Below are 16,231 nucleotides of genomic sequence, written 5' to 3'. Positions count from 1 at the left end.
GCCTTATTACTTTATATTATATAGAATATATTGGAATAAATGTTTATATTTTTCATGTTAATTGTGAAAATTTTATGAACTTTATATTTTTTGTATTTTTATACTACTACAAGCGATATGAATAATGCTATTGTCATAGTTAAATCTATGCATGAGGGCGCGTTATCGGTTGCTTGTCAAATTAAAAAATACATAATGATTAAAGTTTCATTTTATACGTAAATTCTTCTCTTTTTTAATTGAAAAATAAAATTTGTTCGAATAATTATTCTGCAGCTATATACCTAAAGGCACATTCTTCGTATAATGGAGAAGTATAAATTTTGAATTTGTATTAATTTTACATATTGAGGTGAAAAAGGAATGAATGCGCGGCTAATGGAACTTATTGATGTGAGTACAATAGAAACCATGGCAGAACAGTTTTATAAATTAACCAACATATCACATCAACTTCTTGATGCTGAAAAAGAATGTATATTTTCTTTTGGAATAAATGAGACGAAAATATGTAAACTTCCCAAAATTGAAATCCCCATTTTTTTATACAATCAACATTTAGGATCTTTTGTAGTATGGACAAACAAAAGCGACATTTTCAATTGTCAAAAATACTTTGAAATGCTTTCAAATCTAATTATAGATGGGGCGACAAAAGTATTTCAAAGTAAAAATACAACGTTACTTTCTCGGAAAGAGGAGGAACTGCATACGATTTTACAAAACATGCCTGTTATGGTTGATGCGCTTGATTATAATGGAGATTTTGTTTTGTGGAATCGGGAGTGTGAAATTGTAACAGGTTATACCGCTGAAGAAATAATAGGAAATCCAAATGCCCTTCAATTATTGTACCCAGATCATAATTATCGTCACCAAATACAAACGAAATTTTTAACTTGTGGAAAAAATTTCAGGGATTGGGAAATGCACTTAACATGTAAAAATGGTGAAATCAAAACAATCATGTGGTCCAATATATCAGAACAGTTTCCTGTAACAGGATATAGCTACTGGGCGGTCGGAGTAGATATTACACATTTAAAAGCGATAGAAGAGCAGTTAAAACAACAAACGTCTGAATTGGAATTAATTTTTAAGGCTTTACCAGATTTATGTTTCTTAACAGAAGATGATGGCACAATTATAGATTATAAAGCAGGATCGCCTTCGAAATTTTACGTACCGGCAGAAGCTTTTATGGGAAAAAAGTTTTTCGAAGTATTACCATCTCCAGTAGCACAGCAGTTTCAGGAAGCAATTCATCAAGTGAAGGAAAAAGGAACGAATGTAATTGTTGAATATCCACTTACAATTAATGGGAGTATCGATTTTTTTGAAGCTAGATGCTTACCATTATTACATGATAAAATTATGATCATTGTACGCGATATTACAGAACGGAAAAAGACAGAAGAATTGCTAAATAAATCAGATACACTTGCAGCAATTGGTCAATTAGCAGCTGGTGTGGCTCATGAAGTGAGGAACCCATTAACTGTCATTAAAGGTTTTATACAGTTATTTCAAATTAATAAAGAAGATCAAGAAAAATATTTTGATTTAATGCTTTCTGAAATTGAAAGAATAGAAGCGATTCTTCAAGAGTTTTTATCAATTGCTAAAACAGATGAGATAAATACAGAACAAAAAAATATTTATCAAATTTATAATAACGTCGTATCGTTAATGAATACAAAGGCAATTATGACGAATATTCAAGTGGAACTATATGCAGACACAAAAGACATAAGCATTGAATGCTCAGAAAATCAATTGAAACAAGTGTTTATTAATATTTTGCAAAATTCAATCGAAGCTATGCCAGATGGCGGGAAAATTACAATTCATATTAAAGAGAGAAACGATGAAGGTGTCATTATTCATGTAATTGATGAAGGAATAGGGATACCTGAAGATAGAATTAAGAGATTAGGTGAGCCTTTTTATAGTACGAAAGAAAAAGGTACCGGTATCGGATTAATGTTAAGTTATAAAATCATTGAAAGTCATCAAGGAAATATAAGTATTATGAGTGAAGTTGGAGTCGGGACAACAGTAACGATTTACTTGCCGAAAGCTCAGAGTGAAAAATCTCTATCAAATTATGATGATAGATTCGAATCAATACGTCCAATTATTAACTCTTAAATTACTAAATCCCCAATAACCAAAAGTTAAGCTTTCGGTTATTGGGGATTTTTATATTTAATTTAGTAAACTTTACCTTTTCTTTAGATTTGTTTTAATTTCTATTAAGTTTTAAATATTATATTAATATTTGTGCAAGGTAATGTATGGAAGTTGTACGTTACTTTTAATATAGAAAACAAATATTATTTGAAATATTGTAAGGAGGAGATTTAGACGAAGTGAAAAAACGAGAGAAAACAACAGGTAGAGCAATACCGACGCGGTTAAATATTTTATTCTTTTGTGTATTTTTATTATTTTCTGCCATGATCATACAATTAGGTAAAGTACAAATTATTGATGGAGAAACGTATAAAAATGAAGTAGAGAAGAAAGAAAATGCGACCGTAAGTCTTTCTGTCCCGCGCGGAAAAATATTTGATAGAGAAGGCAATCCAGTAGTTGATAATAGATCTTTACGTACAATTACATATACAAAGATGAAAGGTGTAAAATCAGAAGATATATTAAAAACCGCAAGACAACTTGTAGACATAATTGAAATGCCGCAAGAAGATATAGCTAAGTTAACTGAGACAGATAAGAAAGATTTTTGGATGCAATTAAATCCGAAACTGGCTGAAAATCTAGTATCGAAAAAAGAAATAGATATATTTAGAGAGAAGGAAATTAGTGGCAAGAAGCTAGATAAAAAAATAGAAGAGTTAAAAAGAAAACGGGTTACAGATAAAAATCTTCAGGAATTAACAGATAAAGATATAAAGGTGTTAGCTATTAAAAGTAAGATGACTTCTGGTTATCAAATGGCTCCTCAAATTATAAAAAAAGATGTTAGTGAAAAGGAATTTACTATAATTAGTGAAGGTTTAGCGAATCTCCCAGGTGTAGACGTATCGGTTGATTGGGAGAGAGTGTATGTAAATGATGGATTATTCCGATCTGTTCTTGGAAATGTTTCTAATTCCGATGAAGGATTACCAAGTGAACGATTAGATTACTACTTGGTACGTGATTATAGCCGAAATGATAGAGTTGGAAAAAGTTATATCGAGCAGCAATATGAAGATGTACTTCATGGTACAAAAAAAGAAGTAAGAAGCGTTGCAGATAAACAAGGTAATACAATTAGAACGGAAACCGTTTCTGAGGGAAAGAGCGGTAAGAATTTAACTTTAACAATAGATATGGAATTACAGAAGAAAGTAGAAGAAAGTATTGAAAAAATATTAAAGGCATATAAAGGGTCAGAATCAATGTTGGACCGTGCTTTCGTTGTGATGATGAATCCGAAAAACGGACAAGTATTATCCATGGCTGGGAAAAGACTTGTAGAAAAAGACGGAAAAACAGAAGTTGAAGACTATGCATTAGGCACAATGACTAGTTCTTATGAGCTTGGATCAACAGTTAAAGGTGCGACAGTTTTAACTGGATTTGAAACGAAAGCTATAACACCAGGTACTTATTTTTATGATGCACCTATGAAGTTTAAAGGAACAAAGGAAAAAAAGTCTTGGAAAGAGTTTGGAAATATTGATGATTTAAGAGCGTTACAAGTCTCTTCAAACGTTTATATGTTTAATACAGCATTAAAAATTGCAGGTGTAGATTATGTGAAAAATAGTTCATTAAATATTAAACAGGAGTACTTTGATAAAATGAGGTATTATTTCAGGCAATTTGGATTAGGTGTTCCAACGGGCATCGATTTACCGAATGAAACAGCTGGACAAATTGGTAAAAAAGATAATCAACCTGGTTTCTTACTAGACTACTCAATTGGCCAGTATGACACCTATACGCCACTTCAGCTTGTACAGTATATTTCAACAATCGCAAACGGTGGATATCGAATGAAGCCACAAATTGTTCAAGAGGTAAGAGAGCAAACGTCGCAAAAAGATGAGATTGGTAAAGTGGTGCATTCAGTAGAACCAATCGTTTTAAATAAGATAGATATGAAAGAGGAATATATAAATCAAGTAAAAGAAGGATTTAGAAGGGTATTCCAAGAAGGTGATGGAACAGGAGTAAGGGCGTTCCAAAAAGCATCTTATAAGCCAGCAGGTAAAACAGGGACAGCACAGACTGTATACGGTGGAGAAAGTGATATAGGAAGAAATGAAAAAGGTGAGCGAAGAGAATGTTATAACTTAACGTTAGCAGGATATGCGCCGTATGATAATCCTGAAGTAGCATTCTCTGTAGTTGTGCCGTGGGTTATTAATGATAAATCTGGTATTAACTCTGATATTGGAAAAGAAGTTTTAGATGCTTATTTTGAATTAAAAAATAAGCGATTGACTGGAGAAACTACAAAAATAGATAGCTCTCAAGAAGATTAAAACATATGAAATGTTATAGAAACTAGAGTCGTCTTATTTAGAAATAGATTCAAAATGGATGATAGAGAAGGATGAAATCATTCTATCAACTATGCACACTTTATAAAATAAATCATATATTGATAGCATAGGACAAGCTGAAAAGCTTATTCTAACCTCACAGAACACTCCTTATCACGGTTAGGTATCTACTTATGTAGATGCCTTTTTTAATTTATTAACTGACAATTATTTATCAATATAAAGTAGTAAGTATATTAGGACTATTAGGGGAAGATTGACGGTAATAATTACAGTATGATTAATAAGAGTATTGAAATGTAAGGAGTGAGAAATAAGTGCTAAATATTTTAGTGGTTAATTTTCCAGCAGAGGGACATGTAAATCCTACATTACGTTTAGTCAAAGCTTTTACTGAACGGGGTGATCACGTACATTATATTACAACAGAACACTTTAAAAGCAGAATTGAAGATTTGGGAGCCACTGTATATACTCATCCAGATTTATTAAAGGAGATTTCCATTGATACTGAAACCTCATATGGGCTGAATTCTTTCTTTCATGTACATGTTCAAACTTCTTTATATATATTAGAAATTACAAAACAATTATGTGAGAGCATCAATTTTGATTTCGTAATTTACGATATATTTGGTGCTGGAGATTTAGTAAAGGAGTATTTACAAATTCCAGGCGTACTTTCTTCTCCTATATTTTTAATTCCCCCAGAGTTTTTGGAGACTTTACCTTTTCATCCAAATGCAGAAATACAATTCCGACCCGATGAACTTTCTAAAAAGTTACTATATCAAATGGAACATGAATTTGGAGTAAAGCCCAAAAATAATCTTCAATTTATGCATAATAAGGGAGATATTTCACTCGTGTACACAAGTCGTTATTTTCAACCTAATAGCGATTCATTCGGAGAAAATAACATTTTTATTGGGCCTAGTATTTCAAATCGTAAAACAAATGTAGAGTTTCCATTTGAATTGCTTAAAGATAAGAAAGTTATTTATATTTCAATGGGGACACTACTTGAAGGACTCGAACCATTCTTTAATACTTGTATTGATACTTTCTCAGATTTTGAAGGGATAGTCGTAATGGCAATTGGTGATCGAAATGATCGTTCTAAAATTAAAAAAGCGCCAGACCATTTTATAATTGCTTCATACGTACCCCAATCAGAAATATTAAGTGAAGCAGATGTTTTCATTACACATGGTGGTATGAATAGCGTTCACGATGCCATTTATTTTAATGTCCCATTTGTTATAATTCCACACGATAAAGACCAGCCAATGATAGCACAAAGATTAACTGAACTTGAAGCAGCACATCGATTATTGAAAGAGCATGTTAATGTGCAAACTTTAAATGAAGCGGTAACAGACGTTCTTTCAAATGAAAAGTATAAACATGGTATACGAAAACTGAATGATAGTTTTTTAGAATGTGTTGGTACTAAAGAAGCAATTACAGTTATAAAATCTCTTTTAAATAAATAGTGTGGACAATATAAAAACATAGAGGATTAACCGTTATGCTTTTATATTATTATCCTGCAAACTGCACAGCAGTATTTGCATGTAAAAAAGCGGTATCAAAAACAGGTACAGTAAGGTCGTTTTGGGAAATGAGCAATGGTATTTCAGTGCAGCCTAGCAATATACCTTCTGCGCCGTTTTGAATTAATGAGTTTGTAATTTGTAAAAGTTTTTCTTTTGATGTTTCTGAAATAATTCCTTTACTTAATTCATTTAAAATAACATGATGAATAAAATTTCTTTCCTCTTCATTTGGGATGATCGTCTCAATATTAAAATTTGTTAGACGTGATTTATAGAAGTCTTGTTCCATCGTTTGTTTCGTACCCAATAGTCCGATACGCTTTATATTCTGTTCTACCATTTCTTTAGCACTTACATCACCAATGTGAAGTAGTGGAATAGATATTGCATTTTCTACTTCTTCAGCAAATAAATGGACCGTATTGGAACACATTAATAAACAATCAGCTCCGGATTTTTCAACCTTTTTTGCAACTGTGACTAATTCGTTTTTCACTTCTTCATATTGATGATTTTGTAATAAAGTAGTTACTTCACCAAAGTCCATGCTATATAAAACAAGCTTTGCATTTTGATCATATTGAGAGAGTGTAAGTGTATTAATATGTTTATAGTATAACGATGTAGATTCCCAACTTAGTCCACCAATTAAACCGATTACTTTCATCGTACATTCCTCCCGTAACTATTTTGAATTCATTATTTCACAATTCCGATAAGAATACAATGGTTTAAACGTACCGTTAAACAAAAAATAAAAATAATTAGAAAAGTGTTGAAATTTATACTTATTAGTGCCATAATACGAATTACAAATTAATACTTATCCAGAGAGGTGGAGGGAACGGCCCTATGAAACCTCAGCAACCCCTATATAAATTTATAGGAAGGTGCTAATTCCGCAGAGGACACGATGTGTTTTTTGGAAGATAAGAGGATTCTTGAACGTGAAGAAAATGACCTCTTATGTAAGGGGTCATTTTTTGTTGTATAGAAAGGGAGTGTCGATGCATAATTCATTTTCAAAATAAATATAGAGTAATAAAAGTTGACTAATATGGGAGGGGAATTGTAATGAACAAATTATCAACAAAGTTAGTAGTAGCAATCGGAATTGGAGCAGCATTATACGGGATATTAGGACTTTGGGGATTTTCTATTGCACCAAATACATTTATTAAACCTGCATTAGCTATTTTAACCGTTTTTGGAGCGTTATTTGGTCCAGTAGCAGGACTTTTAATAGGACTTATCGGTCATACAGTAACAGATACAATCGCTGGATGGGGTATTTGGTGGGGTTGGGTTATAAGTTCAGGCATTATCGGCTTTGCAATGGGACTCATTCAAAAAAGAGTTAGCTTTAGTGTGAAAAACGGTATGTATAATAAGCGGGATATTTCTTATTTAGCCATTACTGGGTTAATTGGTATTGTCATTGCTATTATATTTGCTGGGGCATTCGATGTTATTGTGATGGGAGAACCATTTGACAAAATTGTTATACAAGTATTAGGAGCAACAATTGCTGATGTTATTGTATTTCTAGTTCTTGGATTGCCAATTACAATAGGTCTAGCTAAATCTAATAAGAAACATACACATTTAAAAATTGAAAAGTAGGGATGTTAACATGCAACCAATTATTTCTTTTGAACAATTCAGCTTTCAATATGAACATGCTGCGCAGCCTACTGTAAAAGACATTACATTTCATATATACCCTGGAGAAAAAGTACTAATTGCTGGACGAAGTGGTTCAGGGAAGTCAACTTTAGCTCATTGTATCAATGGGCTAATCCCCTTTTCTTATGGGGGGATTAGTACTGGTAATATTTTAATTGCCGGCAAAGATCCGAGGAAAGGCAGTGTTTTTGAACAGAGTAAACAGGTAGGAACAATTTTGCAAGATCAAGATGCTCAATTTATTGGTCTTACAGTAGAAGAAGATGTAGCTTTTTATTTAGAAAATGAATGTGTAAATCAAAATGAAATGAAAAAAATTGTTTCAGACTCATTAAAAAAGGTAAAGATGCATTCTTTTCATAAACAAAGTCCACATGAATTATCAGGAGGTCAAAAACAAACCGTTTCTCTAGCAGGGTTGTTAACAACGAATGCTGATATATTATTATTTGATGAACCTTTAGCGAATTTAGATCCTGTCAGTAGCTTACATACAATAGAACTTATTAAAGATATACATAAACAATATAATAAAACAATTGTAATTATTGAACATCGAATAGAAGAAATGTTAAATCTGGATTTAGATAAAATCATTTTAATGGATGAAGGGGAAATTGTTACGATAGGGACACCAGAAGAGATTTTTGCGTCAAATATATTACCATCTATCGGCTTAAGAGAGCCTATGTACATAGAAGTATTAAAGAAATTGCAGTTTGATGGTAATAATGACGTAATATACTACCCACTTGAAAATCTTCAAAGGGAAAGTGTTCGTAGCGTAATAGATGAGTGGATGGAGAAGCAAGTTTTTTGTAAAGGTACCCCTACAAAAAAAGAATTATTGAAAGTAGAGAATTTGTCATTCTCCTATTCTAATAAACAAAAAGTATTGGACAATGTAAATTTCTCAATATATGAAGGTGAAATTGTAGCACTTTTGGGCCATAATGGAGCTGGTAAATCAACATTAGCTCATAGTCTTATAGGCATAAACAAAACAAAAAATGATAGGATTGTATTTGATGAAGTAAATATCAATTCTTGGTCTATTCGTAAACGTGGTGAAGTTATATCTTATGTGATGCAAAATCCAAATCATATGATTACGCAACCTACTGTTATAGAAGAGGTTACATTTTCATTAAAATTAAAAAAGGTTTCAAATGAAGAAATTAAGCTTAGGGCGGAAGAAACATTAAAAATTTGTGGTTTGTATCCATTTCGTAATTGGCCAATTCAGGCATTAAGTTATGGACAAAAAAAGAGAGTAACGATTGCATCTGTACTAACAACAAATCCGAAACTTATCATTTTAGATGAACCGACAGCGGGACAAGATTATTATCATTATAAACAGTTTATGTCGTTTATTAAAAAACTAGCTGCAAAGGGAATATCTTTTATTTTTATCACACACGATATGAATCTCGCATTAGAATATGCAGACAGAGCAATCGTTTTACATGAAGGGGAAATTATTGCGAATAATACCTCGTCTATCGTATTAGGACATTCAGAAACGTTACAAAGAGCGAAACTTAGGGAAAGTTCATTATTCAAGTTAGTTAAATTTAGTGGGATTGCATACCCTGAAAGGTTTATAGAACTTTATTTTGAGGTTACTAGGAGGGAGGAACATGTATAGTACATACTTTCATCGTATGGATGGAGCAGTGAAATTGTTATTATTTATTTTTTGTATGACGCTTACTTTTTTGTTTCTTGATTTTCGCATATTGCTTATTGTTTTTATGATTGGCTGTATCGGACTTCTAGTTGCAAAAATTCCATTTCGTAAAATTTGTATTGTTTTTACTGTTATATTTACATTTAGTTTATTAAATTCTGTAATGATTTTATTTATTACACCAACTCATGGATCTGAATTAACCGAATCATATACTTCGTTTTTACATATCGGATATGCAACAATTACATGTGAAACATTATTTTATGCAGCTACACTTTCATTAAAATATTTTACGTTATTACCATTTACACTTATTTTTATATATACGACTGATCCAAGCAAATTTGTGAGTAGCTTAAGTAAATTTCGAATTCATTATAAGATTACATATGCAATAAATATTGCATTACGTTATATACCTGATATTCAGTCCGAATATAAAGTTATTAAACATGCGCAAGAGGCGAGAGGAGTAGCTTTTGAAAAAGGAGAAGCAAGTTTATGGATTCGTATGAAAAACCGTGTCTTAATTTTCTGGCCTTTAATTATCCATTCACTAGATAGAATCGATACAGTTTCAAATGCAATGGATTTAAGAGGATTTGGAAAGAAGAATACACGAACTTGGTTTTATACAAATAAAGCGAAAAGCGGGGATTTCATTGCTTTATTTGTAGGTGTTTTTATTTTAATTGTTGCAGTGTATTTAAAGTTACATGTATTTCAAAATTTTTGGTATCCATTTTAAAGCACTCTCAAATGAGTGCTTTTACTTATTTTTATGTAGACATGCTCAAAAAAGGGATATTTACATAATGTATAATACGAACCAGTTAAAATGATCAACTACCTATTAGTTTTCAAACCAAAAGGAGGAGAAAATATGAGTTACGGTGGTTCTTGTGGTTTTGGTGGAGGTTTCGCTTTATTAGTTGTGTTATTTATTTTATTAATTATCGTTGGATGCAGCTGCTGGGGCGGAGGGTACTAATTTCTAATTAGTCTCCACAAATGTAAACTTAAAAAACATAGAAGATACTTATGTATCGAAACAAATAAAAAAGGAGCATAATTGCTCCTTTTTTATTTGTTTTCAGATGAGTTGTTATTACATCTCGGCAATGTAATTGTCAAAGTTGTACCTTTATTAACAACGCTTCGGATTTTTAAACTACCTTGCATCGTTTCAATGATCTTAACAGCAACCATTGTACCTAAACCTGTACCTTTCGTTTTTGTACTAAAATATGGTTCACCAAATCGATTTATTTGATCTTGTGACATACCAATTCCGCTATCCTCAATTCGAATAATAACTTTATTATTACTAATAGATGAGGAGATATGTAAAGTACCACCATTAGGCATTGCTTCAATACCATTTTTTATTAAGTTTAAAAAACATTGTTGAAAGTGCTGTTTATTGCCTACAATTGTTGCCGTGGAAAAATCTTTTGTAATATGTATTGTATTCATATTGCATAATGGTAAGATCATATTAATAACTCGGTTCAACTCTTGTTCTACTGAAATATGATCTAATTTTTCTGAAGCAGGTTTGGCAAACGTTAAATAATCATCAATAATTCCTTGTGCACGATGTAACTCTTCAAGTATATGTTCAATATACTCATCTCTTGATTCTGGAGTTAAATTAGGTGTTTTTAAAAGTTGAGTAAATCCTTTTACGACAGTTAAGGGATTTCTTACTTCGTGCGATATACTAGCAGCAAGTTGGCTAACAATCTCCATTTTTTCCATTTTAATCATCTTCGATCGCATACATACTGCATCTTTTAAAACTTCATTAAAATAAATGACAAACAACATCAAAATAGTTGGTAATATTATGAAATAAATAATGTACAAATTATTCACTTCAAAATCTGATAAAGTTAATACAATTACAGTTGTAAATATTGCTAGAAAAAATGTTAAAAACATTCCATAAGCTACTTTAATTTTTCTATTATACTTATTAAATTTTGCGGATGCGAATGCTGTAACGATAAACATTGTGCCATAAACTAGTATTGTTAACATACTAAATCCATAAAATAAAAATCTTGTAATTAATAAAATAGCAAACAAAATGATACCAACAGGGAAGCCACCATAAAGTGTGCCTATTATAACTGGTATTTGTCTTAAATCATGAATACAATTTTCATCCATATAGATTGGATAGCGCATACATAAAATAAGAGGGATAATCGTACAAAGGATAATAAGTAGTTTTTTATATTTCTTTAAATAGCGTCCGCTATCATATATAAAATAAAAAATAAATATGCTACTTAAAATGTAAAGAAGATTATTTAATACGTTTTGATTAATATAAACAAAGTTCATAATATTTTCCTCGTTATTTTGAATTTCCATTTTATATGTATTATACATGATAATATGTGTTAAGCCGAATGAACCCTGATAATACAAGGTTTGTTTGGCTTATTGTTGTAAAATGCAAACATTTTGCAAACATTAGCTAACCAAAGATACTTTTACCAAAATTTTTTACTGCTTCTTCTTGCATATTCGGTAAAACATGAGAATAAATTCTAAGCGTTAATGAAATATCTGTATGACCTAATCTCTCACTGATAATTTTAGGATTAACTCCTTGTTTCAATAATAAAGTTGCGTGTGTATGTCTTAAATCATGAATTTTAATTTTTTTCACTGCTGCATTTTTTATTTGCTTATAAAATTTTATCCTGAAAGTATTTCTGTATAAAACCCCGCCAGATTTATTACAATTAATTAAGTCAAAATCTTGATAAGCAGAACCCATTCGTAATTTCTCTTTATTAATTTGAATTCGATGTTTTTTTGCTGCTTCTATTGTTTCTACAGGAACAGGGATTGTACGTTTTGATGCACTTGTTTTCGCGGTGTTTTTAATTTTATCATCACCACCAACAGTTTGATTGATAGTAACTGTATGATTTTCAAAATCAACATCCTGCCAACGTAAACCTAAAACTTCTCCAAGACGCATCCCTGTAGTAATTGCTAATAAGTAAGCAATGTGATATCGTGAGTCTTGTGAATGTAATAGAAATCTTTTTACTTCTTCCTCCGTCCAAGTCTGGATGGGGCTTTTTTCTTTTTTGGGTAACTCAACAAATTCAGCGGGATTTCTAGAAATAATATTTTGTTTTACCGCTAGATTTAAAGCTGTTTTTAGTACTCGATGCAATTGGAGTAAGGAATTATTTGAAATACCAGTATCTAGTGCTGATTTATAGCATTTTTGAATGTGCATAACATTTAATTTATGAAGTGCAATCATTCCTATGCTAGGTATAACATGGTAGGTTATATTGCTACTATAAGAAACGTAGCTATTTCTTTCTAAACTCATTCTTTTAACTTCTAACCATTGAACCAGATAGTCTTTTAAAGTAAGCTTAGATGGCTCTATAAAAGTCCCTTCATTTAACTCCGTAATCTTTTTCGCGACATCTTTTTCGGCTTCTTTTTTTGTCTTATAACCAGAAAACCACTTTTGTCTTCTTTTTCCTGTCTCTGGATCAGGACCGATATCAATAACGATACAGTACTTATTTCCTCTTTTTCGAATATGTCCTTTCACTTAATACACTCCTTCATTTTGTTTTGAATCATGTTGTATAAGTCTAGTTGTAATTTTGCTGCTATGAAAATTACATGTTTGGACATATCAGCGATAGATACATTTTACCATATATGAACAAATTCGGTTATAGGGTATGATTGTCATTTTGTCCAAGCTAAAATATTAGTTAGTAGAAGTCAAAATTGTATTTTTAGCTATGATCCTATAAATATATTGAAAAGAAGTATATTATGATAAAATGATGATATAGAAATGTTTATTTGTAAACAGAAAAGGAGATTTGTAATTATGGATACAGGAAGTCTAATTGCTTTAATATCAGCATTAGGAACTTTAGTTTCAGCGGTTTTTGTTTTTCTTACATATAAGGTGTATAAGAAATCATTGGATACTAGGCTCTATGTTATTTCAAAAATCGAAGATGAAGAGGAACAAACATATGACCATAGATTCTACTTACGTAATTATGAAGAATTTTGGGGGTTAGAATTTGGGGGAGAGGGTTTTCCACATGAAGATTTTCATCATAGTAAAAAAAAGTGGAGTCTAAATATAGAAAATAAAGGTGATTTCCCAGCGACTGATGTGAAATTAAAGTATAGAATTAATATTTATAATACTGAAATTACTTATGGAATAGATCAGGATGACGTTATAGCCCATCAAGAAGCGGTTTTTGTGTGGAGTGAAAAAGAAATAAATATTCAATATCTACCACCTGGAGGAAGTTATAGTGTACCTTTGATTTATTTAGAGGGTAAATTTCCACGGGCTACAGTAGAAATAGAATATTTTAAATGTAATGAAAATAGTTTTATAAAAAATAGAGTTGAAGTAGATTCATACGAACATCCAAGTATGTATTTACTTGCTGATTCAGTCGATCACAAAAAATTTGTTGGGATTGCTGCCTTTAAGGTGAAAAAAGACGTAGGTTAATTTTAAAACGAATTCTTTTTGTAATACTTTTTAAATTAGTATAAACTTCCTCAATATTTTCGAAAACAAAGAGAACGTTCGTTCTGTTTCGTGGTAAAATAAAGAAAAGTAAAAGACCTCACGTTATGTGAAGTCTTTTACATCGTTTTTGAGGAAACGGGCATAACGCATTAAACTTTTTACTGTTTCATCTTGTTGGGATTCTGTTAATCCGGATAAGATATCAAGTAGTGAGCGGTGTAAGTAATCAGCAGTATCCGTTGAAGTGTATCTACGGCGTTCATCTGTAAGTCCTAGCAAGAAATCAGAAGAAACATCGTAGTACTTAGCAAACTGTGCCAATGCATGCGGATCTGGTGAAGAATGGTTATTTTCATAACTACTTAACCGTTCACGCGTCATTACAAGATCATCAGCAACGTCTTGTTGGCGCAATCCTCGTTCCTCACGTAATCTTTTAAGCGTGTTTGAGAAAATCGCTAAAGTATCCATGCATAAATTTTACTTGGATTCGATTTTTCTAACTATATATGTTAGGAAAAATACCATTTTTATTATTTGTGATATAATTTATACCAATAGGTTGAGAAAATATTTCTCAACCTTGTTGTTCAATCGTTACACTAAAAATTCTAAATCTTGTGATAAACTGATTTTAAGAAATCAAATGGAACGAAAAAGACCCATAGCGCGTGTAATGGTGCTGGGAACACGTTTACACCGTTTAACCCTAATAGAAGTAGGGAAAACATTTGCCATGAGCCTTTTAGTTACGAATCTACGTAACGTATACGGCTAGTATAACACAGCTTTTGGATGTCTTTCATCATTAAGGTGCGTTTTCATGATAGGGAAGTGTGTCTTGTTCCAATAAGGGGGACAAAACATGTGGAAAGCTCTAGGTCAAATTGAAAAAGAATTATGTGTAGCTGGGATAAGAAAAAACAAACTAGCAGATCGTTGGGGTGTTAAGCCGAGTACTGTGACAAAAGTATTTAAAGGTAACACAGATATTAGTTTTGGTTTTCTATCTAAAACAATCATCCTATTAAATAAAGGCATACAGGTACAAGGGAATATGTTAAGGAATTATATCGATGTCACAAACCCGAAATCAGAGAATTTACGTGAAGCAATGGAAGACTTAGCTTTAAGAGGTAAGTTCGATCTGTTGATTGAAGTAATAAATAGTGAATTACAGTCTAAGGTGTCTGAAAATAAAGAATTTGCTAGTGTGTATCAGATTATTTATAACCGATATATGGGTGAATTGAATGCTAAACAGTACCATAAAGCACTACATAAAGAAAGCAAATCAGTGAAAACAATGGAGATGGAAGTGTTAACTGAAATTTTGTTATGTCAAGCGCAATACCAAACAGGAAATTATACGGATTTAAATGAGCGCCTGAAATCAATAGGAACTAAAATTAATAAAATTAGTAATAAATATCTTCGCGAGTGCTTTCAATTACGTTATAGAGAAGCGATTGCTGTTACTTCATTGCAAGGTGGAGAAGTGGATGAAGCAAGAAGAGTTTCTATAAAGTTAATAGATGATCTTGAGTGGGATAACTTTTTTTCTTTCCCAAAAGTAAATGCGTACTTAAAGCTAGGTGAATCGTATGTTTTCTCAGAAGGTGATTATGAGAACTCAAAATATTATTTAGAGAAAACATTACAAGTGATTGGCGATAGAAAGGTTGAAGGTATAGAGAAGAAGAAAGAAATGGTGCAACATACATTATCATTTTTAAAGATTCATCATGACAAAGAAATTAGTGATTCAGATGTTGTACATCCAAGTGAGATGGCATATTTAATGATTAAACAAGGTAATACAACGGGAGCCAGGGAATTGTTAAATCAAATAAAAAGTTCTACTGGTGAATTAACCGATATACAAACCGCATATTTAGCATTGACATATGAGGGAACTAAAAGAGAAGAGTTAATGAAACAATCTCTTCTAATGTGTCAAAAATCAGGGAATATATTTTATTCGAATTTACCGAAAATTCATTTGGGTTTAATTTGAATATTTGGTATAATTAGTATTGGAAAGAGGTGATAAGATGAAGAAATTAATTACTATTATTCCTGCACTATTATTAGCAGCTACACTAGTTGTTAACACTGATTCTGCGAAAGAAAAGCCTAGTACAAATGACTCAAAACCAGTAGTTCAACAAATGATGGTTGATCCTGGTGGTGGTTGGTAAGATACGAA

14 protein-coding genes and 1 riboswitch are annotated in these 16,231 nt (G+C 31.6%); of the genes, 10 read left to right on the top strand and 4 right to left on the bottom strand.

The window, feature by feature from the left end:
* Positions 1–363: 363 nt before the first annotated feature.
* The 3 genes from AC3WTA_RS02145 to AC3WTA_RS02135 all read left to right on the top strand — a co-directional run bounded on the left by AC3WTA_RS02145 (position 364) and on the right by AC3WTA_RS02135 (position 6,016).
* Positions 364–2,151, top strand: a complete 1,788-nt coding sequence (locus AC3WTA_RS02145; protein WP_000994063.1) for an ATP-binding protein — start codon at positions 364–366, stop codon at positions 2,149–2,151.
* A 221-nt stretch (positions 2,152–2,372) separates the two neighbouring features.
* Positions 2,373–4,499 carry a peptidoglycan D,D-transpeptidase FtsI family protein gene (locus AC3WTA_RS02140; protein WP_000745498.1) on the top strand — a complete coding sequence of 709 codons (2,127 nt, stop codon included), beginning with the start codon at positions 2,373–2,375 and terminating at the stop codon, positions 4,497–4,499.
* A gap of 338 nt (positions 4,500–4,837) precedes the next feature.
* Complete coding sequence (locus AC3WTA_RS02135; protein WP_000932166.1) at positions 4,838–6,016, top strand: macrolide family glycosyltransferase; 1,179 nt, start codon at positions 4,838–4,840, stop codon at positions 6,014–6,016.
* 49 nt (positions 6,017–6,065) lie between these two features.
* Here AC3WTA_RS02135 and AC3WTA_RS02130 read toward each other — a convergent pair whose 3' ends face one another.
* Positions 6,066–6,746, bottom strand: coding sequence for an aspartate/glutamate racemase family protein (locus AC3WTA_RS02130; RefSeq protein ID WP_000864386.1), 681 nt, complete (start codon positions 6,744–6,746; stop codon positions 6,066–6,068).
* A 153-nt stretch (positions 6,747–6,899) separates the two neighbouring features.
* Positions 6,900–7,015: riboswitch (SAM riboswitch) on the top strand.
* Positions 7,016–7,153: 138 nt separating this feature from the next.
* Here AC3WTA_RS02130 and AC3WTA_RS02125 point away from each other — a divergent pair.
* From AC3WTA_RS02125 to AC3WTA_RS02110, 4 genes are all read left to right on the top strand, one after another.
* Positions 7,154–7,702 (top strand): ECF-type riboflavin transporter substrate-binding protein, encoded by a 549-nt coding sequence (locus AC3WTA_RS02125; protein ID WP_001038205.1) that lies wholly within the window; start codon positions 7,154–7,156, stop codon positions 7,700–7,702.
* Between the two features lie 10 nt (positions 7,703–7,712).
* A complete protein-coding gene (locus tag AC3WTA_RS02120) occupies positions 7,713–9,416 on the top strand; it encodes an ABC transporter ATP-binding protein (protein WP_001182493.1) in 1,704 nt (567 codons plus the stop codon).
* On the top strand, positions 9,409–10,209 hold the full coding sequence (locus AC3WTA_RS02115; RefSeq protein WP_000287575.1) for an energy-coupling factor transporter transmembrane component T family protein: 801 nt from the start codon (positions 9,409–9,411) through the stop codon (positions 10,207–10,209). Before AC3WTA_RS02120 ends, AC3WTA_RS02115 begins: the two co-directional genes overlap by 8 nt.
* Before the next feature lie 135 nt (positions 10,210–10,344).
* The gene (locus AC3WTA_RS02110) at positions 10,345–10,452 is read left to right on the top strand and encodes a YjcZ family sporulation protein (RefSeq protein ID WP_000120182.1); all 108 of its coding nucleotides are present in this window, start codon (positions 10,345–10,347) and stop codon (positions 10,450–10,452) included.
* Between the two features lie 92 nt (positions 10,453–10,544).
* Here the strand turns inward: AC3WTA_RS02110 and AC3WTA_RS02105 are convergent, their stop codons facing one another.
* Together AC3WTA_RS02105 and AC3WTA_RS02100 are read right to left on the bottom strand one after the other, a co-directional pair.
* Positions 10,545–11,813: a LytS/YhcK type 5TM receptor domain-containing protein gene (locus AC3WTA_RS02105; protein ID WP_001012273.1), complete on the bottom strand. Its 1,269-nt coding sequence runs from the start codon at positions 11,811–11,813 to the stop codon at positions 10,545–10,547.
* A gap of 136 nt (positions 11,814–11,949) precedes the next feature.
* Positions 11,950–13,059 carry a site-specific integrase gene (locus AC3WTA_RS02100; RefSeq protein WP_000675847.1) on the bottom strand — a complete coding sequence of 370 codons (1,110 nt, stop codon included), beginning with the start codon at positions 13,057–13,059 and terminating at the stop codon, positions 11,950–11,952.
* 291 nt (positions 13,060–13,350) lie between these two features.
* Between AC3WTA_RS02100 and AC3WTA_RS02095 the strand changes: the two genes are divergently transcribed.
* Positions 13,351–14,001, top strand: a complete 651-nt coding sequence (locus AC3WTA_RS02095) for a hypothetical protein (protein WP_000379416.1) — start codon at positions 13,351–13,353, stop codon at positions 13,999–14,001.
* A 123-nt stretch (positions 14,002–14,124) separates the two neighbouring features.
* Here the strand turns inward: AC3WTA_RS02095 and AC3WTA_RS02090 are convergent, their stop codons facing one another.
* On the bottom strand, positions 14,125–14,493 hold the full coding sequence (locus AC3WTA_RS02090) for a helix-turn-helix domain-containing protein (RefSeq protein ID WP_000380120.1): 369 nt from the start codon (positions 14,491–14,493) through the stop codon (positions 14,125–14,127).
* A gap of 394 nt (positions 14,494–14,887) precedes the next feature.
* Here AC3WTA_RS02090 and AC3WTA_RS02085 point away from each other — a divergent pair, with 394 nt between their 5' ends.
* Both AC3WTA_RS02085 and AC3WTA_RS02080 read left to right on the top strand, forming a co-directional pair.
* Positions 14,888–16,039, top strand: a complete 1,152-nt coding sequence (locus AC3WTA_RS02085; RefSeq protein WP_492332803.1) for an AimR family lysis-lysogeny pheromone receptor — start codon at positions 14,888–14,890, stop codon at positions 16,037–16,039.
* Positions 16,040–16,076: 37 nt separating this feature from the next.
* Positions 16,077–16,223 (top strand): hypothetical protein, encoded by a 147-nt coding sequence (locus tag AC3WTA_RS02080; RefSeq protein ID WP_000733985.1) that lies wholly within the window; start codon positions 16,077–16,079, stop codon positions 16,221–16,223.
* The last annotated feature ends 8 nt before the right edge of the window (positions 16,224–16,231 follow it).

Source organism: Bacillus sp. EB106-07-01-XG149, assembly GCF_058791555.1.
This window is presented reverse-complemented; position numbering and strand designations above follow the sequence as displayed.